Source organism: Arthrobacter sp. TmtSoilC51 (assembly GCF_055388015.1).
In genome coordinates this window covers 2,315,339-2,342,014 of sequence record NZ_AP035877.1, presented here as the reverse complement: position 1 = coordinate 2,342,014, position 26,676 = coordinate 2,315,339, and the positions used below count along the sequence as shown (strand labels likewise).

General features: G+C 59.9%; 26 protein-coding genes. 15 read left to right on the top strand and 11 right to left on the bottom strand.

The genetic code is table 11. The annotated features are described in order from the left end of the window. The first annotated feature begins 68 nt into the window (after positions 1-68). The 4 genes from ACZ5G6_RS10660 (at position 69) to ACZ5G6_RS10645 (ending at position 5,603) form a co-directional block, all read left to right on the top strand. Positions 69-1,013, top strand: coding sequence for a carbohydrate ABC transporter permease (locus tag ACZ5G6_RS10660; protein ID WP_498691378.1), 945 nt, complete (start codon positions 69-71; stop codon positions 1,011-1,013). Positions 1,014-1,025: 12 nt separating this feature from the next. Beyond that, the gene (locus tag ACZ5G6_RS10655) at positions 1,026-1,928 is read left to right on the top strand and encodes a carbohydrate ABC transporter permease (RefSeq protein WP_039242831.1); all 903 of its coding nucleotides are present in this window, start codon (positions 1,026-1,028) and stop codon (positions 1,926-1,928) included. 75 nt (positions 1,929-2,003) lie between these two features. Beyond that, positions 2,004-3,347, top strand: coding sequence for an ABC transporter substrate-binding protein (locus ACZ5G6_RS10650; protein WP_498691375.1), 1,344 nt, complete (start codon positions 2,004-2,006; stop codon positions 3,345-3,347). Positions 3,348-3,410: 63 nt separating this feature from the next. Then, positions 3,411-5,603, top strand: coding sequence for an alpha-galactosidase (locus ACZ5G6_RS10645; RefSeq protein WP_498691373.1), 2,193 nt, complete (start codon positions 3,411-3,413; stop codon positions 5,601-5,603). A 313-nt stretch (positions 5,604-5,916) separates the two neighbouring features. Here ACZ5G6_RS10645 and ACZ5G6_RS10640 read toward each other — a convergent pair whose 3' ends face one another. The 8 genes from ACZ5G6_RS10640 to ACZ5G6_RS10605 all read right to left on the bottom strand — a co-directional run bounded on the left by ACZ5G6_RS10640 (position 5,917) and on the right by ACZ5G6_RS10605 (position 12,523). Continuing rightward, positions 5,917-6,687 (bottom strand): D-glutamate cyclase family protein, encoded by a 771-nt coding sequence (locus ACZ5G6_RS10640; protein WP_498691372.1) that lies wholly within the window; start codon positions 6,685-6,687, stop codon positions 5,917-5,919. A gap of 1 nt (position 6,688) precedes the next feature. Next, entirely contained in the window at positions 6,689-7,984 is a 1,296-nt protein-coding gene (locus tag ACZ5G6_RS10635) for an MFS transporter (RefSeq protein ID WP_498691370.1), read from the bottom strand. 146 nt (positions 7,985-8,130) lie between these two features. Next, a complete protein-coding gene (locus ACZ5G6_RS10630) occupies positions 8,131-8,949 on the bottom strand; it encodes a 5-oxoprolinase subunit C family protein (protein WP_498691368.1) in 819 nt (272 codons plus the stop codon). Positions 8,950-9,026: 77 nt separating this feature from the next. Then, the gene (locus ACZ5G6_RS10625; RefSeq protein WP_498691366.1) at positions 9,027-9,665 is read right to left on the bottom strand and encodes a 5-oxoprolinase subunit B family protein; all 639 of its coding nucleotides are present in this window, start codon (positions 9,663-9,665) and stop codon (positions 9,027-9,029) included. Next, a complete protein-coding gene (locus ACZ5G6_RS10620; RefSeq protein WP_055975464.1) occupies positions 9,662-10,435 on the bottom strand; it encodes a LamB/YcsF family protein in 774 nt (257 codons plus the stop codon). Before ACZ5G6_RS10620 ends, ACZ5G6_RS10625 begins: the two co-directional genes overlap by 4 nt. Before the next feature lie 3 nt (positions 10,436-10,438). Beyond that, a complete protein-coding gene (locus tag ACZ5G6_RS10615) occupies positions 10,439-11,014 on the bottom strand; it encodes a thiamine pyrophosphate-dependent enzyme (RefSeq protein WP_498691363.1) in 576 nt (191 codons plus the stop codon). Beyond that, positions 11,011-11,562: a thiamine pyrophosphate-binding protein gene (locus tag ACZ5G6_RS10610; RefSeq protein WP_498691361.1), complete on the bottom strand. Its 552-nt coding sequence runs from the start codon at positions 11,560-11,562 to the stop codon at positions 11,011-11,013. Before ACZ5G6_RS10610 ends, ACZ5G6_RS10615 begins: the two co-directional genes overlap by 4 nt. 253 nt (positions 11,563-11,815) lie before the next feature. Next, on the bottom strand, positions 11,816-12,523 hold the full coding sequence (locus tag ACZ5G6_RS10605; RefSeq protein WP_498691359.1) for a GntR family transcriptional regulator: 708 nt from the start codon (positions 12,521-12,523) through the stop codon (positions 11,816-11,818). 232 nt (positions 12,524-12,755) lie between these two features. On the opposite strand from ACZ5G6_RS10605, the gene ACZ5G6_RS10600 reads away from it, so the two are divergent. The 3 genes from ACZ5G6_RS10600 (at position 12,756) to ACZ5G6_RS10590 (ending at position 17,174) form a co-directional block, all read left to right on the top strand. Next, positions 12,756-14,066, top strand: a complete 1,311-nt coding sequence (locus tag ACZ5G6_RS10600; protein WP_498691357.1) for a carboxyl transferase domain-containing protein — start codon at positions 12,756-12,758, stop codon at positions 14,064-14,066. A 238-nt stretch (positions 14,067-14,304) separates the two neighbouring features. Further along, positions 14,305-16,098: an acetyl/propionyl/methylcrotonyl-CoA carboxylase subunit alpha gene (locus ACZ5G6_RS10595; RefSeq protein ID WP_498691355.1), complete on the top strand. Its 1,794-nt coding sequence runs from the start codon at positions 14,305-14,307 to the stop codon at positions 16,096-16,098. Positions 16,099-16,469: 371 nt separating this feature from the next. Then, positions 16,470-17,174 carry a hypothetical protein gene (locus ACZ5G6_RS10590; RefSeq protein WP_498691353.1) on the top strand — a complete coding sequence of 235 codons (705 nt, stop codon included), beginning with the start codon at positions 16,470-16,472 and terminating at the stop codon, positions 17,172-17,174. A 54-nt stretch (positions 17,175-17,228) separates the two neighbouring features. Here the strand turns inward: ACZ5G6_RS10590 and ACZ5G6_RS10585 are convergent, their stop codons facing one another. Then, positions 17,229-18,278, bottom strand: a complete 1,050-nt coding sequence (locus ACZ5G6_RS10585; protein ID WP_498691350.1) for an NAD(P)-dependent alcohol dehydrogenase — start codon at positions 18,276-18,278, stop codon at positions 17,229-17,231. Positions 18,279-18,335: 57 nt separating this feature from the next. Further along, the gene (locus ACZ5G6_RS10580; RefSeq protein ID WP_498691348.1) at positions 18,336-19,097 is read right to left on the bottom strand and encodes an HpcH/HpaI aldolase family protein; all 762 of its coding nucleotides are present in this window, start codon (positions 19,095-19,097) and stop codon (positions 18,336-18,338) included. 188 nt (positions 19,098-19,285) lie between these two features. Between ACZ5G6_RS10580 and ACZ5G6_RS10575 the strand changes: the two genes are divergently transcribed. From ACZ5G6_RS10575 to ACZ5G6_RS10565, 3 genes are read left to right on the top strand one after another with little or no spacing between them, the layout of a single operon-like run. Then, positions 19,286-20,098, top strand: a complete 813-nt coding sequence (locus ACZ5G6_RS10575; protein WP_498691346.1) for a carbon-nitrogen hydrolase family protein — start codon at positions 19,286-19,288, stop codon at positions 20,096-20,098. 12 nt (positions 20,099-20,110) lie between these two features. After that, positions 20,111-20,779, top strand: a complete 669-nt coding sequence (locus ACZ5G6_RS10570) for an RraA family protein (RefSeq protein ID WP_498691344.1) — start codon at positions 20,111-20,113, stop codon at positions 20,777-20,779. Positions 20,780-20,815: 36 nt separating this feature from the next. Next, positions 20,816-21,883: an ABC transporter substrate-binding protein gene (locus tag ACZ5G6_RS10565; RefSeq protein ID WP_498691342.1), complete on the top strand. Its 1,068-nt coding sequence runs from the start codon at positions 20,816-20,818 to the stop codon at positions 21,881-21,883. Between the two features lie 80 nt (positions 21,884-21,963). Here ACZ5G6_RS10565 and ACZ5G6_RS10560 read toward each other — a convergent pair whose 3' ends face one another. Then, entirely contained in the window at positions 21,964-22,650 is a 687-nt protein-coding gene (locus tag ACZ5G6_RS10560; RefSeq protein WP_498691339.1) for a GntR family transcriptional regulator, read from the bottom strand. Between the two features lie 377 nt (positions 22,651-23,027). Between ACZ5G6_RS10560 and ACZ5G6_RS10555 the strand changes: the two genes are divergently transcribed. The 5 genes from ACZ5G6_RS10555 to ACZ5G6_RS10535 are packed head-to-tail and all read left to right on the top strand — an operon-like array spanning position 23,028 to position 26,617. Continuing rightward, the gene (locus tag ACZ5G6_RS10555; RefSeq protein WP_144401349.1) at positions 23,028-23,813 is read left to right on the top strand and encodes an ABC transporter permease; all 786 of its coding nucleotides are present in this window, start codon (positions 23,028-23,030) and stop codon (positions 23,811-23,813) included. Further along, positions 23,810-24,583, top strand: a complete 774-nt coding sequence (locus ACZ5G6_RS10550) for an ABC transporter permease (protein WP_498691335.1) — start codon at positions 23,810-23,812, stop codon at positions 24,581-24,583. The genes ACZ5G6_RS10555 and ACZ5G6_RS10550 overlap by 4 nt, the downstream gene beginning before the upstream one ends. Positions 24,584-24,625: 42 nt before the next feature. Continuing rightward, positions 24,626-25,429 carry an ABC transporter ATP-binding protein gene (locus ACZ5G6_RS10545; protein ID WP_498691333.1) on the top strand — a complete coding sequence of 268 codons (804 nt, stop codon included), beginning with the start codon at positions 24,626-24,628 and terminating at the stop codon, positions 25,427-25,429. Positions 25,430-25,484: 55 nt separating this feature from the next. Next, positions 25,485-26,036: a thiamine pyrophosphate-binding protein gene (locus ACZ5G6_RS10540; RefSeq protein ID WP_498691329.1), complete on the top strand. Its 552-nt coding sequence runs from the start codon at positions 25,485-25,487 to the stop codon at positions 26,034-26,036. Continuing rightward, a complete protein-coding gene (locus ACZ5G6_RS10535) occupies positions 26,033-26,617 on the top strand; it encodes a thiamine pyrophosphate-dependent enzyme (protein ID WP_498691327.1) in 585 nt (194 codons plus the stop codon). The genes ACZ5G6_RS10540 and ACZ5G6_RS10535 overlap by 4 nt, the downstream gene beginning before the upstream one ends. The last annotated feature ends 59 nt before the right edge of the window (positions 26,618-26,676 follow it).

The following is a 26,676-nucleotide window of genomic DNA, read 5'->3' as shown; positions in this document are numbered from 1 at the left end:
CCATATTCAAAACTACGCGCGTAGAGTAGCCGTCAATTGTTGCCTGCCTCACAGGAGAGGGATCGAAGATGACCACCATCAGCAAACACCCACCCACCGCACCGCCAAAGATGCCGCAGCGTTCAAGTCCGGGCCACCGGAAGGTCAAACTACCTGACACGAAGGTCGCACTGCTGTTTATACTTCCGGCGATGATCGGCCTGGTTGCCTTTTCACTCGTCCCCACCATCCGCGGCATCTACCTGAGCTTCACCGAATACAGCATCCTGGGCGAGCCCACGTGGGTCGGGGTGGACAACTACACCGCGATCTTCAAGGATGAACTCTTCTGGAACGCCATGGGCGTCACCCTCCAGTACGTCGCCCTCAACATTGTCTTTCAGACCGTGATCGCCCTGGGCTTGGCCTTACTGATGCATCGGGTCGCCAAATCCACGTTCATCCGCGGGGCGCTGCTGCTGCCGTTCCTGGTGGCCAACGTCATTGTCGCCCTCCTCTGGTTCTGGATGCTCGACTATCAAATCGGCATCGTCAACGAAATCATCAGCTGGATGGGCCTCCCCCGGGTTGCCTTCTTCGGCAGTGAGCAATGGGCCATTCCCACCATCGCCTTCGTCAACGTCTGGCGGCACATGGGCTACACCGCACTGCTCATCTTCGCCGGGCTCCAGGCCATCCCCCACCATGTCTACGAGGTGGCTTCCTTGGACGGCGCCTCCCCCTCCAAGACCTTCTGGAGCATCACCATGCCACTTTTGCGCCCGGTCTTGGCACTGGTCCTTGTGGTCACCGTCATCGGATCATTCCAGGTCTTCGACACCGTCGCGGTTACCACTGGGGGCGGTCCAGTCAATGCCACCCGTGTCATCCAGATGTACATCTACCAAAAAGCCTTCGGCGAATCGGACTTCGGCTACGCCTCCGCCTTGTCCGTCATTCTCTTCGTGATCCTCGCACTTGTGGCCTTCCTCCAGATGAAGTTCCTCAAGGGCAACGAATCAGATCTGGACTAAGGAACCCAAGCCATGACTACTCAAACACTCAAGGTCCGCAAAGCACTCAATTGGCGCCGTATCGGCGCTTGGATTGCCATCGTCGTCGCGCTTGTCATCACCATTTTCCCGTTCCTCTGGATGCTGCGCACCGCACTCTCCAGCAACCACTCCTTGGCGTCCAACTCTGGGAGCCTCCTGCCTGCAGACTTCTCCTGGGGCGCCTTCAAGCGTGTCTTTGGAATGCAGACCACGGAGGAAGCCATCGCTGATGGAGGCTCCGGTGCAGCGATCGACTTCTGGCTGTACTTGCGCAACTCGATACTCTTCTCCACCGTGACTACTGCAGCGCAGGTCTTTTTCAGCGCTCTGGCCGCCTACGCCTTTGCCCGCCTGCGCTGGCCGGGACGCGAGAAGGTCTTCTCGGTGTTCCTGGCCACCATGATGATCCCCGGGATCTTCACAGCGCTGCCCAACTTCCTCATGATCAAGAACCTCGGGCTGCTGAATACGTTCGCCGGTATGACACTGCCGTTCCTCTTCATGTCTGCTTTCGCCATCTTCTTCCTGCGCCAGTTCTTCCTGAGCATGTCCCGCGAGGTTGAGGAAGCGGCAATGCTCGACGGCGCCAAGCACCTGCGCATCTTCTTCCAGATTGTCCTTCCCAACGCCGCCGCCCCCATCGCCACCCTGGCGCTGCTGACCTTCATCGGCCAGTGGAACGAATACTTCTGGCCCCTGCTGGTGGGCAACGATGAAAGCATCCGCGTGCTCACCGTGGGACTCAGCGTCTTCAAATCCCAGTCCCCCCAGGGGGCCCCGGACTGGTCAGGCCTCATGGCCGCCACCATCGTTGCGGCAGTGCCCATCCTCATCCTGTTCCTCGCCTTCGGCAAGAAGGTAGTCAATTCCATCGGATTCTCCGGCATCAAATAGCTCGCTGATCCCAACCGCTTTACGTCACTCCCATTCCGCCCCGGGCATCCTCATGCCCTCTTCGAAAGGTCCATCATGAAAAGAACTCTTGGTACCGTCGCTGCCGCCGCAGCCATCGCCATCTCGCTCGCCGCGTGCAATGGCGGGTCCTCCACCACCGCAGGTGAGGCCAAAGGCGACATCAACTACTGGCTGTGGGATGCCAATCAGCTCCCCGCTTACCAGCAATGTGCGTCGGACTTCACCAAAATCAACCCGGACATCAAAGTCAAAATCACCCAGCGCGGATACGGGGACTACTGGACCACCCTGACTAACGGCTTTGTGGCCGGAAACGCCCCGGACGTCTTCGCCAACCACCTGTCCAAGTACCCCGAGTTTGCCGACAAGAAGCAACTTCTGGCCCTCGACGACGCCGTCAAGAAAGACGGCATAAAGCTGGACGTCTACAACGAGGGCCTCGCTGACCTTTGGGTGGGCCAGGACGGCAAACGCTACGGGCTGCCCAAGGACTGGGACACCGTAGCCATGTTCTACAACAAAGCCATGACCGACGCAGCCGGGATCACCCCGGAACAGATGGCCAACCTCGATTGGAACCCCAAGGACGGTGGCAGCTACGAAAAAGCCATCGCACACCTGACCCTGGACAAGAACGGCAAGCGCGGAGACGAAGCAGGGTTCGACAAGAACAACGTAGCCACCTATGGGCTCGGCCTGGAGAGCTCAGGTACCGGCCAGGGCCAGACCCAGTGGAGCTTCCTCACCGGCACCACCGGGTGGACCCACACGGACAAGAACCCGTGGGGCACCAAATTCAACTACGACGACTCGCGCTTCCAGGACACCATCAAGTGGTGGGCGGGCCTCGCGGACAAGGGCTACATGCCCAAGCTTGAAACCACCGTTGGCGCCAGCGTTTCTGATGCCTTCGGCGCCGGCAAGGCTGCCATCAACACCCAGGGTTCCTGGATGATCGGCCAGTACACCAGCTACAAAGGCATTGAAACCGGAATCGCACCCACCCCCAAGGGACCCGACGGCAAGCGTGCCAGCATGTTCAACGGTCTGGCCGACTCCGTCTGGGCCGGCGCCAAGAACCCAGCCGCGTCCATCAAGTGGGTCGAATACCTCGCCTCCAGCGCTTGCCAAGATGTCGTGGCCTCCAAGGCCGTCGTCTTCCCAGCCGTCAAGTCCTCCTCCGAAAAAGCCGCCGAAGCCTTCAAAGCCAAAGGTATCGACGTCAGCGCCTTCACCACGCAGGTGACGGACGGAACCACATTCCTCTTCCCCATCACCGACAATGCGGCGAAGGTCGAAGGCCTCATGGGCCCCGCCATGGACGCAGTGGTGTCCGGCAAGAAGGACGCAAGCAACCTGAGCGAGACCAACGAAAAGGTCAACGCTCTCTTCAAGTAAACGTCCGAGTCGCAGCCACGCTCACCCCATGCCTTACGTTCCCCCTTATGAAAGGACATCACCGTGGAAGCCCTCCACCTCCGATCCTCCGGCACCAGCTTGGTCATCAGCATCGACAACCAGGAAGCCGAGGTCATTCACTGGGGCGCAGATCTTGGCACCACCCTGCCGGACCTCGCCATCCTCACAGCGGCTATTCCGCCGTCGTCTCTTGACATCCCCGTACGCACTGGACTCCTGCCCCAGGCTTCAGCAGGCTGGCGGGGACGTCCCGGCCTTCGCGGCCACCGCGTCACCGACGGCGTACCCGGCTTTGATTTCTCAGTGTGCCTTCGCGTGGTGAGTGCGACGACGGACGGAACCACCGCCGTCGTCATTCAATCCGATCCCGACGCCGGTATCACCGTGACCAGCAACCTCACCTTGCACCCGGGCGGACTTCTCGAACTGAAGCACACCGCCACCAACAATGGCATGTCGCCATTCCAGCTGGATGAGTTGGCGACGATGCTCCCGGTGGCGCCGGACGCCGTCGAACTCCTGGACCTCACAGGCCGCTGGTGCCGCGAACGGCACCCACAACGGCGAGCCATCCACCAAGGGACGTGGGTCCGCACTGGCCGGCACGGCCGAACAGGGCACGACGCCTCGCTGCTCTTCGCCGCGGGTACCGCGGGCTTTGGCAACCGTCACGGCAAGGTATGGGCCACGCACCTGGCCTGGAGCGGCAATCACGAGCAGTTCGCAGACAGCATTGGCGACGGACGCACCATGATTGGCGGCTCCGAGCTCTTGGGCCCTGCCGAGGTCGTCCTCGCACCAGACGCCAGCTACACCACGCCGGCGCTCTTCGCTGCGTACTCGGACCGCGGCCTGGACGGCATCAGCGAGGCTTTCTACAGCTGGTTCCGGTCCCGCCCCCATCACGTTTTACCCGACACTACAACCGGTCTCCCCGAAGGTAAGGCCCGGCCGGTAGTGCTGAACGTCTGGGAAGCTGTCTACTTCGACCACGATCTTGCCACCCTGGTGGAACTGGCTGAGTCAGCTGCGGAGCTTGGTGTCGAGCGTTTCGTACTCGACGACGGCTGGTTCCGCGGACGCCGTGACGACCGCGCCGGCCTGGGCGACTGGTACGTCGACGAATCACTCTGGCCCGAAGGCCTTACGCCGCTGATTAATGCGGTGACGTCCAGTGGCATGGAGTTCGGCCTCTGGGTGGAACCGGAAATGGTCAACCTCGACTCCGATATTGTCCGTGCGCACCCCGAATGGATTGTCGGCCCATCCTCCCAAAGCTACAAGGACGGCGGGCGCCTGCCGCTTGAATGGAGGCAACAGCACGTCATCGACCTCGTCAACCCGGCGGCGTGGCAGTACATCTACGATCGGATGGACGCCCTCCTGAGGGACAACAAGATCAGTTACCTCAAGTGGGACCAGAACCGCGACCTGCTGGAACACGGGCATGCCGGACGCTCCTCCGTCCACGAACAGACCCTCGCCGCTTATCGTCTATTCGACGAACTCCGCAAGGCCCATCCCGGCGTCGAAATTGAGAGCTGTTCCTCGGGCGGTGCCCGCGTTGACCTCGGAATCCTGGAGCGTACGGACCGAATCTGGGGCTCGGACTGCAACGACGCCTTGGAGCGTCAGACCATCCAGCGCTGGACCGGAATGGTTGTTCCGCCGGAGTTGGTTGGCGCCCACATTGGGCCCACGACGTCACACACCACCGCCCGCACGCACGACCTCTCATTCCGAGCCATCACGGCCCTGTTCGGTCACTTTGGGATGGAGTGGGATGTCCGGACTGTCATCGGTGCTGAGCGCGAGGAACTCAAGCGCTTCATCGGCCTCTACAAGGAACACCGCGGTCTTCTACACAGTGGACGAATGGTTCGGGCGGATGTGCCGGATGAGTCGCTGATGCTGCACGGCGTCGTGGCGCCCACCGGCGGCGCGCAGGGTACGACGGCGGGGCTCTTCGCCCTGGTCAGTACACGCACCGCGGCCGCCGAACAGCCGGGCCGGATCTCCATCCCGGGGTTGGAGCTGACCAGGGAATACCGCGTGAAGGCCATCTTCCCGGCTTCGGGTGACGCGGACTATTCGCACACGTTTACCCAGGTCCGGCCTCCGGCGTGGCTGGCGGAAGGCGCGGTAGCAACCGGGCGGTTCCTGGCCAAGGTTGGGTTGCCCATGCCCGCCCTCAATCCGGAACACGCAGTGCTGCTGGAACTCACCGCAGTGTAAACAGCGCGGAGGGACAGCCCCGCCGTATCCGCCGCTCTTGGCGGACGTGGCGGGGCTGCACCGTCGTTTCGGTTCAGTCTTGCGAAGTGCGATCAGCGCGCAACGTCCACACCGAGGGTCCTGAATCGGTTGAAGGGAAGATAGCGCCCTCTGCGATGAATCGAAGGATTCCGAAGCGGTCCTCCCATACACCGGTAACCGGGTAATGCGACCCGGTTGAGCAACGGCTATTGGATGGCTTTTTTGTGGGCTGAATCTTGCCGGTGACGTTGCTGATTCTCTTCATGACTGATTCCTAGTGCTGAGGGACGGGCTAGTGCTCTGGGACGGGCTTGTTATCGAAGACGAACATGTGTCCTGGATAGTGGGTTATGAGAGTGTGCATTCCCAGCGTCGGCAACACGAGTTGGGGAGTGACACCACATGCCCAGAACATCGGGACTTCGCCGTCGGGAATTTCGGGTGTGGGACCAAAATCGGGCGTCAAAAGGTCCGTGATCCCAAGGCCGGATGGGTCACCAATGTGGATTGGTGACCCATGACCGGTGGGATAGCGGGCGGTGAGTTTCACGATCCCGGCCACTTGGCCGGCAGGGAACGATCGCATGCTTACAGCCAAAGGTCCGTGAATCTTTCCCGCCGATACAGTCTGCCGGTTCGTTACGTAGACAGGGGGTGCCGGGCTGGCGTGCTGGCGAACTGTGTATCCGGCATCGGCTAAAGGGCCTTCGAAGGTATGTGAACATCCCAGCAGGAATCCCACCATGTCCCAGGTCCAGTACTTCGAAACTTCAACCGGCTCCTCGACGAGTTCTCCGCTTTTCCATACCCGGTAGCGTGGTATGTCCGTGCGCACATCCGCTGTTCCACTGTCCAAATTGACCCAAGGGTCTCCATGGGCGGTCACTGCTATGACCGGACATACTTGAGGATTGCGAACACAGAAGAGGAGGAAGTCGAAGGCGTGCGCTTCAGGCACTGCCACAAAGTTTGCCTGCTGGTAACCCCTGAGCATGCCTGCCGTCGGTCCTGTCCAGTTAGCCGCCCTGATCTCGTCTCGAAGTTGGGCCGGGGACGTGATCATCTTAGAGGTCGTCCTTGGACGTCTCGCGGATCCAGATCAGGGTGATAAGGGCGACGGCGCATGCGCCGATCAGGATAAATCCCGGGGCAAGCAGGTTGCCCGTTGAGGCGATCAAAGAAGTTGCGAGAAGCGGGGTGAGCCCACCGCCCAGAATCGTTCCGATGTTGAAGCTAAGTGAGATTCCTGTGTAACGGACCTGGGTGGGGAATTGCTCCGTGTAGGTCGGATAGCCAACGGATTGCACGATCGGCATCGGAAGGGCAAGAACGACCATTGCGGCGATTGCCAAGGGTACATTCCCGGAGCCCATGATCAACATCATCGGTACTACGAGAATCAGGTACCCAAAGAAGCCAATAGCGAGGACTTTCCGACGACCAATTCGGTCAGAGAGACCACCCCAAAACGGCATCATGACCGCGACTGCAATCCCGATGCACGCCATCGTCCAGTACACGGTGGTGCGGTCCAGCTTCACGTACTGCGTCATGTAGATGTTCATGAAGATGAACCCCACCCAGTAGCCCACATTCTGTCCAAACGAAACCAGGATCACGCGAAGCACGTTCTTCCAATGTTTGGTGACCACTGTCTTGAGGGGAGATTTGGGCAGTTCGTTCTTTTCCTGCAACTGCTCAAATGCATGTGCCTCGGTAATCTTGCGGCGGATCACAACTGAAAGGATCACCAGGGGTATGGACATCAGAAAGGGAATGCGCCAACCGAACTCGCTCATTTGTTCGTTACCCAGTAAACCGGAGCAGACTCCTGCCACGGTCGCCGCAGCGGCGCCACCAATTGCGACACCCATGGGTGTGAAGCCACCCCAGAAGCCGCGGCGGCCGTTAGGAGCCGACTCCGCAACATAGGTCGCAGCGCCGGTAACTTCACCACCAGCGAAGAAGCCTTGGAACAAGCGGATGATGAGGAGCAATACGGGCGCCCACAAACCCGCCGTTTCGTGCGTGGGCAACAGACCGGTCGCGGCCGTCGCCGACCCCATCCCGATCACGGTGATCAGAAGCACGATACGGCGACCGAATAGGTCTCCGAGCCGGCCGAGGATGATTCCTCCCAATGGCCGGATAACAAAGGCGCTGCCGAAGACTGCCAACGTAGAGAGCAAGGCTGTTGCTGGATCCTCGCTTGGGAAGAACAAGGGACTGATGATTACGGCAAGATAACCGTAAACGCCGAATTCGTAGTACTCGATAGCCGTTCCAACCATTGCGGCGATAGCGGCCCGCCGTGGTGTCGAATGGGTCTTGGCGGCTGTCATGCTTGTATGTGTACTCATGGAAACCTCAAAGGGGTTGAGGCAGCTGAACGCTGCGAAAAATGAGTGCGGATGGGGAAGCCGCCGCCAAGGCGGGATTTCATTGGCGTGAACAACGCCTGGCGGCGGCTTTCCCTGTTGTTGTTTCGTTGGGATTTTCCGGGATCTTAGGCCGGGATGAGGGCCAGCTTGCTGCCCGGTCTTGCTTGCGCGATGATGCCGAGATCGGCTTCAGTCACGACACCTATGACGGGATAACCGCCAGTCACCGGACGGTCAGCCATGAACACGATGGGCTCACCGGAAGGTGGTATCTGTATGGAACCCAAGGCAGTACCTTCGCTCGGAAGAGATCCAAGCTGGGTAAGGATTCGCTGACCAGTCAGGCGGGTGCCCACCCGATTCGTCTCTGACGACACGGTCCACGGCGAGCCAACCAGAGTCTTCTTGTCCTCTGCAGTGAACAGTTCGTCACGCGGGCCCCAACGGAATCGGATCCTTGCGATTCCAATGGGGACTCGGCTGAATACTGAATCTGTGTCCCAGGTCGGGGTCTCCGCCGGGCCGATTCGTAGATGGGACCCATCCTGAACCACTGATGGGCCAATTCCTGAGAGCGTGTCAGTTGAACACGAACCAAGTACAGGTTCGACAACTATGCCGCCACAGATGGCCAGATAGCTGCGGAGGCCAACCGCTGGCGTGCCTATCTTGAAGACCGCATCAGCGGGAATCCAAAACAGATAGGGATCAGGAACACTGCGTCCGGCTACGGTCACCGGGGCCGGCGCGCCAGTGACCGATGCCCATCGACCCTGATTGAGGGTTCCGGTAAGACCTCCCAACGTCAGCTCCAGGGCGGGACGGTCGGCGCCGTTTCCGACAAGCCGGTTAGCCATGGCGAAGCTTTCTTGATCGAGGGCTCCCGAGGTTGTTACGCCATAGTGGGCGTACCCCGTTCGGCCGAGATCTTGAATTGTGGTCAAGGGACCTGCATTGATTAGGCGCAGAGTTGTGTCTGCGGTCACGAGGGCGCCTTGCGTGTCGACATCTGAGAGCAGTGTCACGGAGTGCCTTCCACTGATTTGAAAATGATCTTGTCGCCCGCGGAGAGTTTGGCGGGGGGTTCTTCCCGTAGATCCCACAGCTTGGTGGTCGTTCTTCCTATCAGATGCCAGCCACCTGGTGTGCTGCCTGGATAGACAACGCTTTGATTCGCGGCAATAGCAACCGATCCGGCAGGTATATCCGTGCGCGGGCTCTCCCGTCGTGGGAGATGAAGCCTCGGCGACAACCCATCGATGTAGGCAAACCCCGGGGCAAATCCGAAGAACCCAACCTGATGCTGGGTTCCAGTGTGCTCCTGGACCACGCCTTCTACAGTGAGACCGCATTGCTGTGCAACGAAAGCGAGATCAGGACCGTCGTAGACCACGTGGATCGTGACGGTCCGCCCCTGAACGTCCTGTTGATTAGCCAGCAGGTCCTCTTCAAGCAGCGCTGATACGTCAGCCTCCAGGTCGAGCAAATCCTGCGCGAAACGCGCAGATACAAGAACCGAAGAGGACGTGGGGACAACTGCCTCCAGCCGCGACGCCCACTGTCCGTGCCTTAGATCATCGGCAAAGGTACTCGCGGATCTGTCACCCACGTCAATGAGCAGGCTCCTGTCGCCCGCTTGATGAATCGCTGGGTTGGTCATGTTCGTACTCCTATTCCAACAAGTTCCACTCCGTGAGCACGCATATTCCGTGCCACGCGGGCAGCGATCAATGATGCCCCTGGCGTGTCGCTGTGGATGCATATGGCTGCCGGAGGCTGTCCAAATTCGACCGTCTCCCCCGTGATGGCCCGGACGGTGCGCTGCGTAACCATTTGCAGGCAGCGGTCGGCGACTTCCTCCGGGTCCGTGACGACTGCGCCGTGTTGCGACCTGTCGACCAGCAGTCCCTCTGCTGTGTAGGCGCGATCGGCAAACACCTCCGCCAACGGGGTGATACCTGCCGCGACTGCGGCTTTCCAGGTCTCGGTCTCAGGCTGGCAAAGCACAGGTAGGCCAGTTGACGCAGTGGCCACGGCTTCAACGATTGCTTTGGCGTGCTCCTCATTGCGGGCGGCCACGTTGTAAAGCGCTCCATGCGCTTTGACGTAGCTGATGGTGCTACCGGCAATCTCGGCAAAGATCCTCAGGGCCCCGATTTGGTAGATCAGGTCATTGACTAAGTCGACCCGAGAAATTCCCATAAAGCGCCGACCGAATCCGACGAGGTCGCGGTAGGACACCTGGGCCCCGATCGTCACGGACCGTTCGGCTGCTTTAGCGCAGACGCTTCGAATAGTGCTGGGATCCCCCGCATGAAATCCGCACGCAACGTTCGCAGCCGTGACGTGCTCCAAGATCCCGTCATCGTCTCCAAAGCTCCAAGCGCCGAAACCTTCTGCTACATCGCTGTTGAGCGCAATCTGATTCATGATTCAGCCCAGTTGTGGGGTGAGCCAGTTTTGGAAGCGGTTGCCGTGGGTGATGGGGTCGATGAGGAGGAGTTTGGTGCCTGGTTCGTTGCCGGGTTCGGTGCGGGTGTGGATGAACCAAGGTCCGTCTTGGGTGAGGGTTTGTTTCAGGGCGAGGGTGAGTTCTTCGGGGTTGTTGGCGCGGAGGACTTTGAGGTCCACGGATTCGGCGAAGCGTCCGAGGTCGATGGTGACTGCTTGGGTGGGGATGGAGGCGGTGGAGGCGTAGACGCCGTTATCGAGCAGGATGATGACGAGGTTTTCGGGGGCGAGGTAGCCGGCGGTGATGGCTGAGCCGGGGTTCATCAGGAGGGAGCCGTCGCCTTCGATGACCACGGCCCTTGTGACGCGGGTGTCCTTGATGGCTTGGGCGATGCCGGTGCCCACGGAGATGGCCAGGCCCATGGCGTCCAGGAGGTAGAGGTGGTTGGGGCGGTCTTCGACGGAGGCCAGTTCGCGGGAGGTCGCGGCGCAGGTCGCGATCACGGGAACGTCCGGGGTGGTCTGAACGATGGCTTGGAGGGCTTCGATGCGTTTCATGCTTTTGCCTTTGCGTCTTTGGGGTCGAAGAATTCCATGAGGACCACGACGGGTCGGTAGGTCATGCGGGCGTGGTTGCCGGCTTCGGCGACGGTCGCGCCCCAGTCCTGGGCGGTGTTGCGTCGGTCTACCTGGAATACGGGGATGTTCGTGGAGGCCAGCAACGCGGGGACGGGTGCGGAGATGGTGTGGATCATGGAGTTGTACTCGCCGAGCCCGCCGCGGGTGTTCGCGACGATGAGCAACGGCAGGTGGTAGGACACGGCGAACGTCGTCAATGCGGTCAGGGCGTTGCCGAAGCCGTTGTCCTGCATGATGATGACCCCGAATTTCCCGGCGAGCGGGTAGGCGCCAACAACACCGATGGCTTCTTCTTCGCGGGAGACGGGGTAGACCAGGGGCAGGGTGCCGTTGGTCTGGGCGGTCAGGACGCCGTTGATGATCGGGGCGATGGACGCGGAGGGGACGTAGGCGACGCCGTCGGGGGCCAGGCCCACGATCGCGTCCACCACCTCTGCATGGCGGTCCTGGGTGATGGTGGTGGTCATGGGTGGTCAGGCTCCCTTGGGGTGTGGTGTGGTGAGGGTCTGGACGATGCGTCGCAGGCCTTCGGTGAGGTCATCGATGTGGCAGGCGTAGGAGATCCGGATGGAGTGGGTTCCGCCGTCAGGGTCAAACGCGGTCCCCGGAACGACGGCGAAGATCTTTCAGGCCGGCTTTGCGGCGTCCCTGGACTTGGTGCGCGTCATTAGCGCGTCGCCGCCCGAGGAGCGGATCGCTGCGTCGGCGATGAAATGCTGGTCATTTCTTTGCTTCCAGAATTTCAAGGCCTTTATACGTCGCTGGCATGTTGGCCCACGCGCTGTGCAGGCCTTCCTGTCCGCCGTCAATATGGGCGACGATTTGGCGAGCCAGATGTTCGGCATCACCCTCGCGGAGGGCATCGACAATTTCGTGGTGTTCGCACTGAACCCGCCCCAGTGCGTGGGTTGAGTGCACGTAAAACCGGGAATAGGGCTCGAGTTGGTGGTAAAGACGAGAAATTACCTCATATCGGAGGGGCAAATTTGCCAGCCGGTATGTGTCCAGGTGGAAGGCGAAGTTGATCCGCGACCACGCATCGCTGCCGATCGAGTCAATGTCGTCCATGCTTTCGACCATCACGGCGAGACGAGTGATGTCTGCCCGCGAACAGTTCTCGACCACGTGTGCCGCGAAACTTGGCTCGACGAGTCGGCGAAGATCGTAGATCTCATCCACTCTGGCCAGATCCAAAGCCGTCACGAACGTGCCGTTATAGGAGTCGTTGGTAAGTAGGCCCTCTGCGATCAGTGTCCTCATCGCTTCTCTGAGGGGGATCCTGCTGACGCCGAACCTATCCGCGAGTTCATCCTGGAGGAGACGCTGCCCCGGTCGATAGACCCCCTCGGCAACAGCGACGCGGATGGAGTCAGCGATACTGTCGGGAGTCGGTCGCAGGGATTTCGACTTCGGCGTTGAACTGTTCATATACAACGTATACACTGCATAAACGGGATGTGGCAAGTGTCACAATGACGGACATATCCTGGAAATCTTCCGGAAACATCTCTCGTCCTTGGCGTGCACCAGACGCCAGAAAACCCGGTGCTTGAAAATCCTCAGAGCACGATGGGCCTCCCACACCGCCACGGTCGAGAGGGCATCGCCTACACGTCGTGGTCTACACCGTGAAGCAGCACAACCGAAAGCAGCACACATCATGAACACCACCCAACAAATCGATAGAGACGCAGCCATAGCCGCTCCTCACCGAATCGACGCGTTGATTGCCGCGCTTTTTGACGACGAGTCGTTCCTGCCCCTCGGCGGCGTACCCGCCGAACCCGGGGGAAAAACTGAGACACCATTGGCCGGTGTAGGTCAGGTGCACGGTAAATCTGTGGCATTTGCTGCCGCGCCGGCGCATACAGGCACGCAACGTCGCGCTTTCGTCGGCATCCTCGACCAGGCTCAGAGAACAGGATGCCCCCTTGTCTTGGTAAGCAACTTTCCAAGCGGGAACAAATCATCCGCGGTGATGCCCGCACCGATGACGGGCATAGCCCGACTTGTCGAGCTCTCCGGTCTCGTCCCCATCGTCGCTATAGAAATCGGCGAAGGCTCAACATCCGGAGAGCTGGTCAGCGCGCTGGCTGACTTCAGGGTTCAGATAGCTCCAAAGGATGGACGGAACAGTTCTTACACCGCTGACCACATAGAGGACGGTGCGGCATGGGTTCGGGATTTACTGGACGTACTCCCCCGCAACAACTGCGAATTCGCCGCCCCAACCGAACAAGACGGGCCAGATCCGTCGTCGACGTTGTGCGGCATAGTGCCGGACAACCCTGCAGAGCCTTATGACGTCATGCAGGTAGTCAGTGCGCTCTCCAGCAACGCTCCCGTTGTCATCAACGGCGAGGGTCCCGCCCTAATCACCGCGTTCGTTACCATCGGTGGACTGACCGTAAGCGTTGTGGCGAATCAGCCTGCGCACCGGGGCGGGTTGCTCGGCCCCGACGAAGCGCTGAAGGCTTCACGATTCATAAGGTTCTGTGACGCTTTTAACCTCCCCCTCCTGTTTCTCATTGACACACCCGGCCCATCAGAGCCAAGAACATTGGACTACGCCCCGTACGCACAGCTTGCACACGCAACTGCCGCGGCATCCGTTCCCATCGCATCGGTGCTTCTGCGTCGGGCGCATGGCCTGCCAACCAACGTTTTCGGCGCCAAGGCCCTGGGCGCGGATGTAGTCCTTGCCTGGCCATCGGCTACTCTCGCCCCCGCAGGTTTACACCGGCTCGTAAGCGCTGATCAGCCAAAAGAAATCGACGACACCAGCCGCGCCGACGCCTTGGAACAATTCCGCCGTACTGCGGCTGACATGGACAGGGCGTTGACCGATGGGCTCATCGACCAGGTAGTAACCCCCGATGAAACACCCTGGTTGTTGGCGCGCTGGTTCCAAACCTTGGAAAGCAAACGAAAGCAGGGCCCGGCGAAAAAGCACGGGAACTTTCCGCTATGACAAGCTTCAGCCCCAATCAAATTCAAATATCAGGCAATCCCGACGAACACGAACTCGCTGCCCTAATTGCCCTTCTGCCTTACCTCCGACGCGATTCCCTCGGACCCAGCACTGACACACGTCCAAACCAACGTCCCGGATCCTGGACTGGGCCTGCCTGGAGCCGAGCAAGCCGAGGCCTTTCCGGTTGGAAGATCACTACTCTGACACTGAAACACTCCAAAAGGACCTAACCACGATGACCACGATTGCAGAACCAAACCCGCACAAAAATGCGCTGCCCGGCAAAGTACTCATCGCCAATCGAGGCGAGATCGCGGTGCGCATCGCGCGAACCTGCGATGACCTAGGCATACGAACCGTCGGAATCTACTCCACGGAGGACCGCGACGCTCTACACGTCCGAAGCGTCGACGAGGCGTTTGCCTTGGAAGGTACGGCTCCCTCAGAGACCTACCTCGACATCGACCAGATCATCGGAATTGCCTTGCGCTCCGGTGCAGACAGCGTGCATCCTGGCTATGGATTTCTGGCAGAGTCGGCCGAGCTTGCAGAGGCCGTTACTAATAGCGGGCTCGCCTGGATCGGGCCTCCCCCCAGTGCAATCCGAATGCTGGGTGACAAGGTTCAAGCCAGGCATCTGGCCATGAGAGTCGGTGCACCACTGGCACCTGGAACGCCCAGCCCAGTTGAAGGTGTGTCGGAGGTAGAAGACTTCGTTCGGGAACACGGACTTCCGATCGCCATCAAAGCAGCCTTCGGCGGCGGCGGGCGTGGCCTAAAAGTTGTCCGCGAAGCATCTGAAATCCAAACGGGATTCGATTCCGCTGTTCGAGAAGCGACAGTCGCTTTCGGCCGGGGCGAATGCTTCGTTGAGAAGTTCCTGGACCGGCCCCGCCACATCGAAACCCAATGCCTGGCCGACATGCACGGAAACGTCGTTGTCGTTTCCACTCGTGACTGCAGCCTTCAACGCCGCCACCAAAAGCTGGTTGAGGAGGCGCCAGCACCCGACCTGACATCAAAACAAATTGACCAAATTACTCAAGCAAGCACAGACATCCTTCGGGAAGCCGGCTATGTGGGAGCCGGGACCTGCGAGTTCCTCATCGCCGACAACGTCATCTCGTTCCTCGAGGTCAACACACGCATTCAAGTGGAGCATCCTGTGACTGAGGAAGTGACGGGATTGGACCTCATCCACCAGATGCTACTCATCGCCATGGGCGCATCCCTGCCCGACACTGCGCCCAAGCCACGAGGATGTTCGCTGGAATTCAGAATCAACGCCGAGAACGTCGGGGCCGGCTTCACCCCTTCCCCTGGACGGATAACGAAGATGGTTTGGCCGGCAGGTCCCGGGATCCGGGTCGATGCAGGATTCGACGGCGAGTCGGACATTCCACAGATTTATGATTCCCTCATCGCAAAACTCATCGTGACTGCGCCCACGCGCGAGATGGCCGTTCGAAGGGCCCGGCGGGCCCTTGAAGGCACTGTCATTGAAGGCATACCCACTACCCTCGACTTCCATCGACAAGTTATCAACGAAGAGATCTTTACCTGTGCCGAACCCTACGCGGTATACACAGGCTGGATCGACACGGAGTTTCAGTACAAGGGACCGGACCGGAGATCCGCTAGTGCCACCATGGGCCCGTCTGAGCTGGAGACCCTCACTGTCGAAGTCGATGGCCGCAGGCTCTCTGTCCGCTTCCCGAAACCTGCCTTTCAATCTGGGGAGCCGTGCGAGACGAACCACAACGCGTCAATTCGTGGCAAGAGGAAAACCAGCAATCAGCCTGCCGACGTCCCAGGCGGCATTATTGTTCCTATGGCCGGAACCGTTGTGAAGGTCCTCTGCCATGAAGGTCAAGAAGTGATGGCAGGCGAGCCGGTCATGGTCCTCGAAGCGATGAAAATGGAACAGTCACTCAGCGCACCCGTCCACGGCATAGTTCGCAACCTGACCCATGCCGCCGGCGACAAGGTGGCCGCCGGAGACCTGGCCTACGTGCTGGAACCCAGCTGAGACCGCTAGAACACTTGCGCTTCTAGCGGGTCCGAAGCCTGACCGCAAACCCCGCTGGAAGGACCGCCATGTATCACCTCCCTCCCTCATCTGAGGCGCCTGTTTCCTTGGTGCTGTCGGGCTTCGGTCCCGTTGGCAAATGCTTCATCGAGCTGACCCGAGCCAAGCAGCATCAAGGGCTGCTGAACATCGCAGCAATCCGAGGTCACACTTCGGAAATACACCTACCCCCATCCGCCGACGTACCGGACCGCAGTTTGTGGGGTCCGCTCTTGCCTCCCGCCGAGTCTCTCCGAAAAAGTGGCGCAACCATCCTCGTCCAGGCAATCCCTTCGTCTCCCGAAGCGCACAAACGTGCGGGTGAAGAGGCTATGACTGCACTCAGCAACGGCATCGACGTTGTTACCGCGACCAAGAGCCATCTCATCACGCACTGGGCGAAGCTCCAGGCGGCGGCAACGTCCGGAGGCAGTCGAATACGCATCTCGGGCGCTACCGGCGCAGCGTTGCCGACCGCCGACTTGGCCATGGTGGCCCTGACCGGCCTGGACTGCGAGGCGATCAGAGCGTGTCCAAACGGCACATCAACATTCGTACTAGATGAGATTTCCCAGGGAAACACCTTGGAAGAGGCCATCATTGAAGCCCAGAGACGCGGAATAGCCGAATCGGAAACCCAATCAGATCTCTCAGGATCCGATTCGGCCACGAAGGTTCGGCTCATTGCCGGTCTTCTATGGGGATGGGACGTGGCGCGCATCAACGTTGAAACGGAGGCCATCGACCAGCGAACAGCTGCCAAGGTCGAGGCCGCAGCCCACCAGGGCGGTCGACTCCGCGCAGTTGCGACAGCCTCAACGGAGCAACCAATGTTGGTGACGGTCAAGTTGGAACAGGTGAAACCTGCTGATCCACTGTTCCACATCACTGGACCCGAAAAGGGCATGGTCTTTCGCTGCCCCATCGCCGGTGACATTACGGTCCAGGGTGGGCGCTCCAGCCCCGCTGGTGCAGCTTTGGCCATGCTCAAGGATGTTCTCAACCTCACCAGCAACAATCCGACGGGATTTCGCTGATGACGGTTTGCCAATTGACAGACCGTTCACGACGACCGCAACGGCGAGTCCGCGCTAATTCACATTCAGCGTCGAGATGTCGATGACGAACCTGTACCGAACATCAGAGGCAAGCACCCGTTCGAAGGCCACGTTGATCTCACTTGCCGTGATGACCTCAATGTCCGAGCCGATGCCATGCTCTGCGCAGAACTCGAGCATCTCCTGGGTCTCGGGGATGCCGCCGATGATGGAGCCTGCATAGGATTTGCGGCCTCGCAGCAGGGAAAACACATCCAGTGACATTGGCTCGGCCGGTGCGCCCAAGTTCACGAGGGCTCCGTCAAGCGACAGTAGGGAAAGGTAGGCGTCGACGTCAATCGCTGCACTGACCGTGTTGAGGATCAGCTCGAACGAGCCCCGCAGCCGCGCAAAGGTTTCGGGGTCACTGGTGGCGTGGAAGTGGTGTGCGCCCAGGCGCAAGCCGTCGTCTTGCTTCGCCAGCGTCTGGGACAAGACGGTGACTTCGGCGCCCAGTGCACGAGCCAACTTAACTGCCATGTGCCCAAGCCCGCCTAGGCCAACGACGGCAATCTTGCTACCCGGGCCTACCTTCCAGTGCTTCAGAGGCGAGTACGTGGTGACCCCAGCGCAAAGGAGAGGAGCCGCGACATCCAGCGGCACGGCGTCAGGTATCTTGAGAACGAAATGCTCCGAGGCAACAATGTGCGTCGAATAACCTCCCTGAGTCGTCTCACCAAAACGATCCGTCGCCCCATAGGTGGCCGTGTTCCCCGCCAGACAGTACTGCTCCTGCCCCTTGAGGCAGTTTGCGCACGTCCGACAGGAGTCGACCAGACAGCCGATCCCTACGCGGTCGCCAACTGCATGTTTGGTCACCGCAGCACCCACCTTCGTGACTACGCCAGCGATTTCGTGGCCCGGAACCAAGGGGTACTGCTTTTCGCCCCAATCCCCTCGAACGGAATGGATGTCCGTGTGACAGATGCCAGCGTAGGCGATTTCAATCAGGACGTCGTCGGGTTCCAATTCGCGCCGCGTGATGGTGTAGTGCTCGAGTGGGCGGGAGGCGGAGGTCGCGGCTATCGCTTTGACTGCGATCATGGGGAGTCCTTTCGGTGCATCAATGGATGTGAGCGGAGGTACTGCAAGCCCGTGGGCTTACCGTGAAGCGCGGGTCGCGATCCTGTCACTAATGGCCAGCAGATCGTAGGTGTTCTTCGCCTGCGCCAACGCGGCCTTGATCCAGTGATAGTGGACGCCGATCATGATTCGGGGAGCCTCGTTCTCCAAGGCGAAGATCTGTTCGGCTTCGGTCCATGCCGGGAAGAGCCATGATTTGCCGGCGGCCTTGAATGCATCCACGCAGCGGATGATGTCGGCCCAGTCTTCCTCGGACTGGGTGTACTCGCGCCCACTGGTGATGGCCAGATCGCTCGTGCCGATCTGGAAGCCGTCAACTGTGGGCAGTGCTGCAATCTTTTCGATGTCACGCACGGCCGAGGGGTGCTCCACGAGCGGGAAGCACAAAGTGCGTTCGTTAATCTCGGCAGTTTGTGCTCGCGACCAACCCTCGTAGGAAAAGACGCGCCCACCGGCCAAGCTCCTGTCGCCCAGAAGCGGGTATTTGGCGTGTGCAGTAATGCGCGCTGCATGATCGACGTCCTCAATGTGGGGAATGATCACGCCGTCCGAGCCGAAGTCGAGGGCCTGCTGAACGGGCGCTTGGGAAGGGCCGTGCACCTTGGTGAAGATTTCCAGGCCGAGTCCCTTCAGCACGGGTATGTAGGCCTCCAGAGTGGCGAGGTCGAACATGCCGTGTTCTGCGTCGAGGACTACGAAGTCGAAGCCGAGTGAGGCCACGATTTCGGCCATCGGAACGCTGTCGTCGGTGAGCCAGAAGCCGGTTTTTGACGGTGCCATGGGGTTCCTTTCGCGGTGCCAGCAAGTACGCGTGGCGTATGCATAGAGAATACACAGCAGGTGCGATGGTGAAAAGATCTAAAAAAATTCTCTTCACATGCTAGACGCACACGTCATGTATACATAGGATCTGAATCACACTCAGTTTTGACCGAGTGACTCCAAGCATTCGAAGGAAGCAGATCATCATGCGCATCAGCATCGGCCAGCTCGCTCCGGGCACCGATAAGACCGCCAACCTGGCGGCCATTGCCGAACAAGCGGCCAAGGCTGCTCAGGAAGGCGCGGCCCTTGTCGTCTTCCCTGAAATGGCGATGTTCTTCAAGCACGGACTGGACGAGGCGTTTGCCGCGAACGCCGAGTCAATCCCAGGTCCGTTCACGGTGGCCCTTGACGGGATCGCGAAGAAGTCCAACATCGCGATCGTGGCAGGAATCCTGGAGACGGTTCCGGGGGATGACCGTCCCGCCAACACGCTGTACGCCACCTCCAGCGAGGGTGAGTTCATCGCCTCCTACCGCAAGGTCCATCTCTACGATGCGTTTGGCCTCAGGGAGTCGGACGTCATCTGCCCGGCTGCTGTCGTTGAGCCTGTCGTCTTCGAGCTGGGGGGCCTGAACTTTGGGCTGCTGACCTGCTACGACCTCCGCTTCCCGGAAAGTGCCCGTGTGCTCGTAGACCGCGGGGCCGACGTTTTGGTCCTCCCCAGCGCCTGGACACCCGGCGTCCGAAAAGAGGACCACTGGGAAACCCTTGTCCGCGCCCGCGCGATCGAGAATACCGGTTACGTGATCGCAGCCAACCAAGCACCACCCCTATCGACCGGAGGCAGTCTTGCTGTGGATCCGATGGGTATCATCCTGGCTGAACTCGGCGAGCAGGTCGGACTTGCAACGGTCGAAGTCATCAAAGAACGCATCGATGCTGTGCGCAGCATCAATCCCTGCCTTGTAAACCGCCGCTTCCGGGTTGAACCCGTTGCTGTTGCCGCGACCGCCTGAAAGGCACCATCCATGTACCGAATTGGCCCCACTCCCCCACCCCTGTCCGCTGAAATCATTGAGCGAGCCGAGCGGATTGAACCGGCAACCATTGGCCACTACCTCAACAAAGGCTTCGCCCCGGGCGTGCTTCCCCTGACCCACGCAAAGACGGTTGTCGGCACAGCATTTACCGTCAGACTTGCTGATATGGACTGCACCGCAATGCACTATGCTGCCGATCTGGTCGAACCCGGCCACGTCGTGGTGGTGGACATGGGCACCGATCTGGACCGCGCCTCCATCGGAGCCATGGCATCCTTCGCCTTCGCTCATAAGCAGGTCGCCGGCATCGTCATCGACGGCGCAGCCACCGACATCAAAGACCTCGAAGCTACAGGCCTTCCCATCTTCGCCCGCGGTCTCAGCGCCATGACAACGCGGATCCGGGGTATAGAGGGCGATATCAACCTCCCCGTCAACTTTGGCGACGCCGTCGTCACCCCAGGCCAGCTGGTGATGGGCGACGACAACGGCCTCGTCTTCGTTGACCCCCTGGAATTTGACGACCTCTACGACAACCTCATCGCGGCTCAGGAAATGGAACCGGCTGCCCGTCAAAAGATCCTCGATGGCGTGAAGTTCTCAGAAATCTTCGGAGCCGCGGAACACATCCGACGCACTTCGATCACAGTCCCCTAAATCCACCCTCAACCCCACAAAAAAGAAGGACCTTCGATGAAAAACACCACCAAGGGCTTGACCACCCTGACAATCGGTGCCGGCATGATCGCCGCACTGTCCGGCTGTTCAGGTGGCGCTGCCGCCTCCGATAGCGTTCAGAGCGCCATGAGCAGCATCAAGTATGACTGCAGCAAGCCGAATGCGGACACGAAGAGCAACATTTCCCTCACCGCCATGCCGCTCGTAAGCAACGGCGCCATCTACGCCGGCATCGACCAAGGCTTCTTCGCCAAGCACGGCATCACGCTTGACATCAGCACGGTTTCCTCCCTGCCAGCCACCATCTCAGCGGTCCAGGGTGGCACCACGGATATGGCATTCGCCGGCAATATCTCGCTCTTCCAGGCATTGGATAAGAACATTGACCTGAACATTGTCGCCCCGTTCGCGGGCATGGCACCCAAGTATTGGAACAAGATGCAAGCAGGCGAAGCCGGCTTCACCCGCGAAATTACGGCACTGATGGTTGCCCCGGATAGCCAGTTCAAATCCCCTGGCGACCTCAACGGAAAAACTGTCGCCGTCGGTGACGCCCAGGGACAGGGAGAGCTGACCCTTCGCAGCGTGATCAAGGAACATGGCGGCGATCCATCCACAGTCAAGTACGTGGTCATGTCATCCGCTGACGCGACTAACGCGCTCATGGCCGGCAAAGTGGACGCCGCGATGACCACCGAGCCTGCAATGGTCAAAGCTGAACAGGCGGGCTACAAGATCCTGTCATGGCCCGTCGTCGAGACGCTCAAGGAAGGCCCGACATCCTCCATTGTCGCTTCAGCGGATTACATCAAGAAGAATCCCGAAACAGTAGCCCGCTTCAATTGCGGCATTCGTGAAGCCAATGCCTACGCCAACGATCATCACGACGTGATCCGTCAACGTATCGCCCAAGAGCAGAAAGTTGACCCGGCCACCCTGGCAAAAGCGGTCGTACCCTACTTCTACACCTCGATGGACATAAAGGGCCTGGAACGGTTTGCCGGCGTGACCAAGTCCTTCGGCTTCATCAAGAAAGACATCGACATGAACGCTTTGGTGATCCCACAGGCCAAGCAGGGCTAAAAGCTCATAAACCGACGATGCTGCGGGCTTCCTCCAGTAGAGGAAGCCCGCAGCATCGTCATACGAGCATCGGTCGTAAGCTACTTCGGAATAGCTGATGAAGTGGCCACAAGGCCGTTGTTGGGAAACGAACGGATGTCTGACATAGACAGGCGGAGATGCTCGGAAAGAGCCTCGATCGCTGCGTCCTTGTCCTTGTTGTCCAGGGCTCTGAAGATGGCGTGGTGCTGCGAAGAGACGGTCTTCCGGAACTCTGGAGAGCGCAGCCAACCTGCTCTGGATATGGAGGCAAATTGGCTGGTTCGCCATAGCGACTCGAAAAACTCAATGATCGCCTGATTGCCCAGTGTCTGGACGAGAGCAGAGTGGAAGGCGTGGTCAGCCTCCAAATACCGGAGGATAACGTCGTCAGAGCTGAAGTCCTCAAGTTCATCCATAATCCGCAAGTTCCGGCTCATCCCCTCCGGAAGCACGGCAACAGAGGTGCAGAACTCAGATGCAGCGTGGGACTCAACCATGAACCGGGCATTGAACGAGTCGTAGAGATCTCCCGCGTTCAGGACCCTCACCTGGGCACCACGCCGCGGTACACGCGTCAAAAACCGCTCACCTTCCAGACGGTTGAACGCTTCACGCGCGGGGGTTCGGGAAACGCCCGTGGCCTCGCAGACGGTTTCCTCTTCGATGAAAGACCCCCCGGGGAGCGTTCCATCCAGAATTCTCTGGCGCAACCATTCATAGGCTTTGTCAACAGCGCTCGGCTTCATGTGTCGGCTCCTTGAGGAAATGCGTTCCAACGATGTTCAACCCACCAGCAGGTGCGAAGTCGCTGCCTGACAAGCATGGTCACGGCGGGCAACCATACCCACTCTTCGCAACTCATTATCGCACAGACCAATACGCTTTACATGGACGAAATGTGAAAGTAACATGGATCACGTACACTCCATGTATACATAAGAATCGAAGGTGAATCTTGTGATTGAGACCACAGACTTGTTCAACGGGAAGGTGGTCCGTGTGAGTAAAGCACCGATATCAGATTCGGTCGGCGGTTCCAGTCATTGCCTGGCTCCCGCAACACCGTCCCCTAGCCCGACTCTGACCAGCGCGGCACGCCGCGCTTACTGAGGCAGGAAATACATTGAAAAGCACTAGAAAACGAACGTCAGTGGTCCTCGGCGGTCTCGCCGGCGCGGTCATCTGGGTGACCCTCTGGCAGCTCGCGACTACCGTGGGGCCGCTGAAGGGCATGTCAGGAATTCCCACAGCATCGGCCTCTTTTGGTCAGGCCTTTAGCCTTGCCGGACAGCCCAGATTCTGGTCGGCTGTCGTTGAGACACTGACCATGGCTTTGACCGGCCTGGCCATCGCCCTGGCCATCGGCATCATCGTGGGCGTCATCACCGGCCTGAGCAGGGGCGCCAACGACGCCCTCGACCCCATGATCCAGTTCCTCCGCCCGTTGCCGGCCGTGGTGATTCTGCCATTGGTCCTTCTGATCTTTGGACCAACTCGGGATCTGGGCATCTTCCTCGCCGCATTTGGTGCGGTGTGGCCAATTTTGGTGCAGGTTCAGGTGGGTGTCCGGGACGTCGATCCCGTTGCCCTTGATACAGCACGTTCGATGTCGCTTTCGTGGCGGAAGACTCAAACGGCGGTCGTCCTCCCCAGCGCACTCCCCTACATCGCAACCGGCGTCCGCATCGCAGCAAGTGCCGCACTGCTGCTCTCCATCGGCGCCGGGCTGCTGGCTGGCTCGCCGGGACTCGGGAAGCTCATCCTGATCGCTCAAGAGGCAGCTCAAGCCGACGTCGCCTTTGGGCTGATCGTGTGGAGCGGCCTGATTGGTACCGCGTTCGCCATTGTTCTTTCCCTGGCCGAGAAGTCCCTTGTTCACGGCCGTCGCACAGTTGAGGTGACAGCATGAAATTTTTGCGCAAGGTTGGTATCGGCCTTATCGTCCCGATCATAGTCGTGGTGGCGTACACCCTTTGGACCACCAGTACGCCGAGTCCGTTCTTTCCGCCGCCGAACGAGATAGCGGCTCAATTCCAAGCCCTCTGGCTCTTTGACCGGTTTCTCTCGGACGTGGTTCCGAGCCTGACGAATCTGATCATCGGATACGCACTGGCATCGGTCCTCGGAATCGCCGCGGGCCTGGCCATTGGACGTATCAAGCTCCTCCGCCTTCTGGTAACCCCGCTGCTGGACTTCGGCCGTTCCGTCCCGGCTATCATGCTGATCCCGCCGCTGGTTCTGGTCCTTGGTATTGGAGACGAAGCGAAGATCGCCATCATCACTTTGGGTGCGTTCTTCCCCGTGGTTGTCTCCACCATCGACGGGTTGGGGCAGACCGACCCCGCTCTCATCGATGTAACCCGCTCCATGCAGCTTTCACGGTGGCGTGAATTGCAGGTCGCCTGGATACCGTCTGCCGCACCTTCGATTGCTGGTGGTATGCAGACCGGCCTCCAGTTTGCGCTGGTGCTGATGGTTGCCAGTGAGATGCTGGCTGCCGTCCGTGGCCTGGGCTACCTCACCATGCAGGCACAGCTCACTTTTGATTCCGCCAGTGTCTGGGCGGGCATCGTCCTGCTGGCCATCATCGGGTTCCTCGCGAACGCTCTCTTCGTTGCAATCCGGGACCGCGTGCTCTTGTGGCACGTTGCCATGCGCGCTGCTACCCGCAGCCGCTGAGACCAGATCACACGCCTCCATCATCTTGAAAGAGACATTGCCATGAAAACATCCCAACCCGTCCGCCTTTCCATCTCGTCCTTGTCCAAAACATACGGCCAAGGCCCGATGGCAAATGAGGTCCTCAAGGACATCAACTTCGACGTCCACGTCGGAGAATTCGTCTGCCTGGTCGGCCCTTCGGGCGCCGGCAAGACGACTTTGCTGCGCTGCCTGACCAGCCTCATGCCTTCCACCAAGGGCGACGTTCTTTTGGACGGACAGAAACTTAGCGGACCGAGCCCCAAGATCTCCATCGTTTTCCAGGAGTACACGCGTTCGCTCATGCCTTGGATGACGGCGGAAAAGAATGTTGCGCTTGCCCTCACTAATAGAAAGCTGCCCAAGACCGACGTCAAGCGCATGAGCCGGGAAGCCCTTGCAAGCGTTGGGCTGAATGGTTCCGAAAACAAATACCCATGGCAACTGTCTGGCGGCATGCAACAGCGTGTGGCGATTGCCCGCGCGCTCATCACAGAACCGGAAGTTCTTGTCATGGACGAACCCTTCGCCTCCATTGACGCCCAGACACGTCTGGAGCTTGAAGACCTCACACTTGAACTCCAGCGCTCACGCCACATGACAGTAGTTCTGGTCACCCACGACATCGACGAAGCGGTGTATCTCTCGGACAGGATCGTCGTTCTCTCCAAGAACCCGGCCAGCGTCCAGGAGATTGTCAACGTCGAACTTGGCGCGGAGCGCGATCAATTCACCACCCGCGAAAGCCCACTCTTCGGCGAACTACGCTCGCACATCCTCGGCCTGATCCGGCAGTCCCAGGAACGAGCCAGGGCCCAAGCCTGAACCTCCCCAACAAACTAGCTGTCTAATTGTCGCCCACTTCATAAGGACCAAATTCATGTCTACGACTATTACCCAGGACCGCCATGCTGAGGTGGTGGACGCGATCGTGGGCCTGGCCCCCGACGGCGTCGCCTACGTCCCCTCCGCGTCCATCGCCCCGATCATCAACGGCGTCCTGACCGCCCAGACCAACGGGGACCTGCCCCTGGTCTACCCCGTCTCCCGCGAAGAAGAAGCCATCGGTGTTGTTGGCGCCTACCCGCTCGCCGGGAAATTCGGGGTCATCATCATGCAGGACAACGGCTTCGGCAACGCCCTGACCGCATTGACGACGTTCGCCGTGTCCTACCACCTGCCGTTGCTCATCGTCGCGAACACCCGCGGCGGGCTCGGCGAGTACAACTCCATGATCCACACCATCTCCGCACCCGTCCCCGCGTTGCTGGCCTCCACGAACATCCCCGTATTCCAGGTAGACCGACGCAACACCGCCCAGGACTGGGGCGCGACCGTCGCCGAAGCCGGCAACCACGCCCGCATGACCTACCGACCCGTCGTGGTCCTCATGGAATTCTTCGACCCCAAAGACGCAAAGGCAAAAGCATGAAACGCATCGAAGCCCTCCAAGCCATCGTTCAGACCACCCCGGACGTTCCCGTGATCGCGACCTGCGCCGCGACCTCCCGCGAACTGGCCTCCGTCGAAGACCGCCCCAACCACCTCTACCTCCTGGACGCCATGGGCCTGGCCATCTCCGTGGGCACCGGCATCGCCCAAGCCATCAAGGACACCCGCGTCACAAGGGCCGTGGTCATCGAAGGCGACGGCTCCCTCCTGATGAACCCCGGCTCAGCCATCACCGCCGGCTACCTCGCCCCCGAAAACCTCGTCATCATCCTGCTCGATAACGGCGTCTACGCCTCCACCGCCTCCATCCCCACCCAAGCAGTCACCATCGACCTCGGACGCTTCGCCGAATCCGTGGACCTCAAAGTCCTCCGCGCCGAAACCCCCGAAGAACTCACCCTCGCCCTGAAACAAACCCTCACCCAAGACGGACCCTGGTTCATCCACACCCGCACCGAACCCGGCAACGAACCAGGCACCAAACTCCTCCTCATCGACCCCGTCACCCACGGCAACCGCTTCCAAAACTGGCTCACCCCACGTTTGACCGAAGCGTCCTAACCACACCCACACCTTTCCTGCCGGGCCTATCGGCCCGGCAGGAACCCAACCTGCTGAAA

Bases quoted from the DNA above. Each gene is read 5' to 3' on its own strand.
- ACZ5G6_RS10540 (WP_498691329.1), top strand. From the start codon at position 25,485: ATGTCTACGACTATTACCCAGGACCGCCATGCTGAGGTGGTGGACGCG.
- ACZ5G6_RS10605 (WP_498691359.1), bottom strand. From the start codon at position 12,523: ATGAACAGTTCAACGCCGAAGTCGAAATCCCTGCGACCGACTCCCGAC.
- ACZ5G6_RS10545 (WP_498691333.1), top strand. From the start codon at position 24,626: ATGAAAACATCCCAACCCGTCCGCCTTTCCATCTCGTCCTTGTCCAAA.
- ACZ5G6_RS10620 (WP_055975464.1), bottom strand. From the start codon at position 10,435: ATGAATCAGATTGCGCTCAACAGCGATGTAGCAGAAGGTTTCGGCGCT.
- ACZ5G6_RS10660 (WP_498691378.1), top strand. From the start codon at position 69: ATGACCACCATCAGCAAACACCCACCCACCGCACCGCCAAAGATGCCG.
- ACZ5G6_RS10640 (WP_498691372.1), bottom strand. From the start codon at position 6,687: ATGATCACGTCCCCGGCCCAACTTCGAGACGAGATCAGGGCGGCTAAC.
- ACZ5G6_RS10595 (WP_498691355.1), top strand. From the start codon at position 14,305: ATGACCACGATTGCAGAACCAAACCCGCACAAAAATGCGCTGCCCGGC.
- ACZ5G6_RS10570 (WP_498691344.1), top strand. From the start codon at position 20,111: ATGTACCGAATTGGCCCCACTCCCCCACCCCTGTCCGCTGAAATCATT.
- ACZ5G6_RS10635 (WP_498691370.1), bottom strand. From the start codon at position 7,984: ATGAGTACACATACAAGCATGACAGCCGCCAAGACCCATTCGACACCA.
- ACZ5G6_RS10600 (WP_498691357.1), top strand. From the start codon at position 12,756: ATGAACACCACCCAACAAATCGATAGAGACGCAGCCATAGCCGCTCCT.
- ACZ5G6_RS10590 (WP_498691353.1), top strand. From the start codon at position 16,470: ATGACTGCACTCAGCAACGGCATCGACGTTGTTACCGCGACCAAGAGC.
- ACZ5G6_RS10560 (WP_498691339.1), bottom strand. From the start codon at position 22,650: ATGAAGCCGAGCGCTGTTGACAAAGCCTATGAATGGTTGCGCCAGAGA.
- ACZ5G6_RS10580 (WP_498691348.1), bottom strand. From the start codon at position 19,097: ATGGCACCGTCAAAAACCGGCTTCTGGCTCACCGACGACAGCGTTCCG.
- ACZ5G6_RS10650 (WP_498691375.1), top strand. From the start codon at position 2,004: ATGAAAAGAACTCTTGGTACCGTCGCTGCCGCCGCAGCCATCGCCATC.
- ACZ5G6_RS10615 (WP_498691363.1), bottom strand. From the start codon at position 11,014: ATGAAACGCATCGAAGCCCTCCAAGCCATCGTTCAGACCACCCCGGAC.
- ACZ5G6_RS10655 (WP_039242831.1), top strand. From the start codon at position 1,026: ATGACTACTCAAACACTCAAGGTCCGCAAAGCACTCAATTGGCGCCGT.
- ACZ5G6_RS10550 (WP_498691335.1), top strand. From the start codon at position 23,810: ATGAAATTTTTGCGCAAGGTTGGTATCGGCCTTATCGTCCCGATCATA.
- ACZ5G6_RS10585 (WP_498691350.1), bottom strand. From the start codon at position 18,278: ATGATCGCAGTCAAAGCGATAGCCGCGACCTCCGCCTCCCGCCCACTC.
- ACZ5G6_RS10565 (WP_498691342.1), top strand. From the start codon at position 20,816: ATGAAAAACACCACCAAGGGCTTGACCACCCTGACAATCGGTGCCGGC.
- ACZ5G6_RS10535 (WP_498691327.1), top strand. From the start codon at position 26,033: ATGAAACGCATCGAAGCCCTCCAAGCCATCGTTCAGACCACCCCGGAC.
- ACZ5G6_RS10625 (WP_498691366.1), bottom strand. From the start codon at position 9,665: ATGACCAACCCAGCGATTCATCAAGCGGGCGACAGGAGCCTGCTCATT.
- ACZ5G6_RS10575 (WP_498691346.1), top strand. From the start codon at position 19,286: ATGCGCATCAGCATCGGCCAGCTCGCTCCGGGCACCGATAAGACCGCC.
- ACZ5G6_RS10610 (WP_498691361.1), bottom strand. From the start codon at position 11,562: ATGACCACCACCATCACCCAGGACCGCCATGCAGAGGTGGTGGACGCG.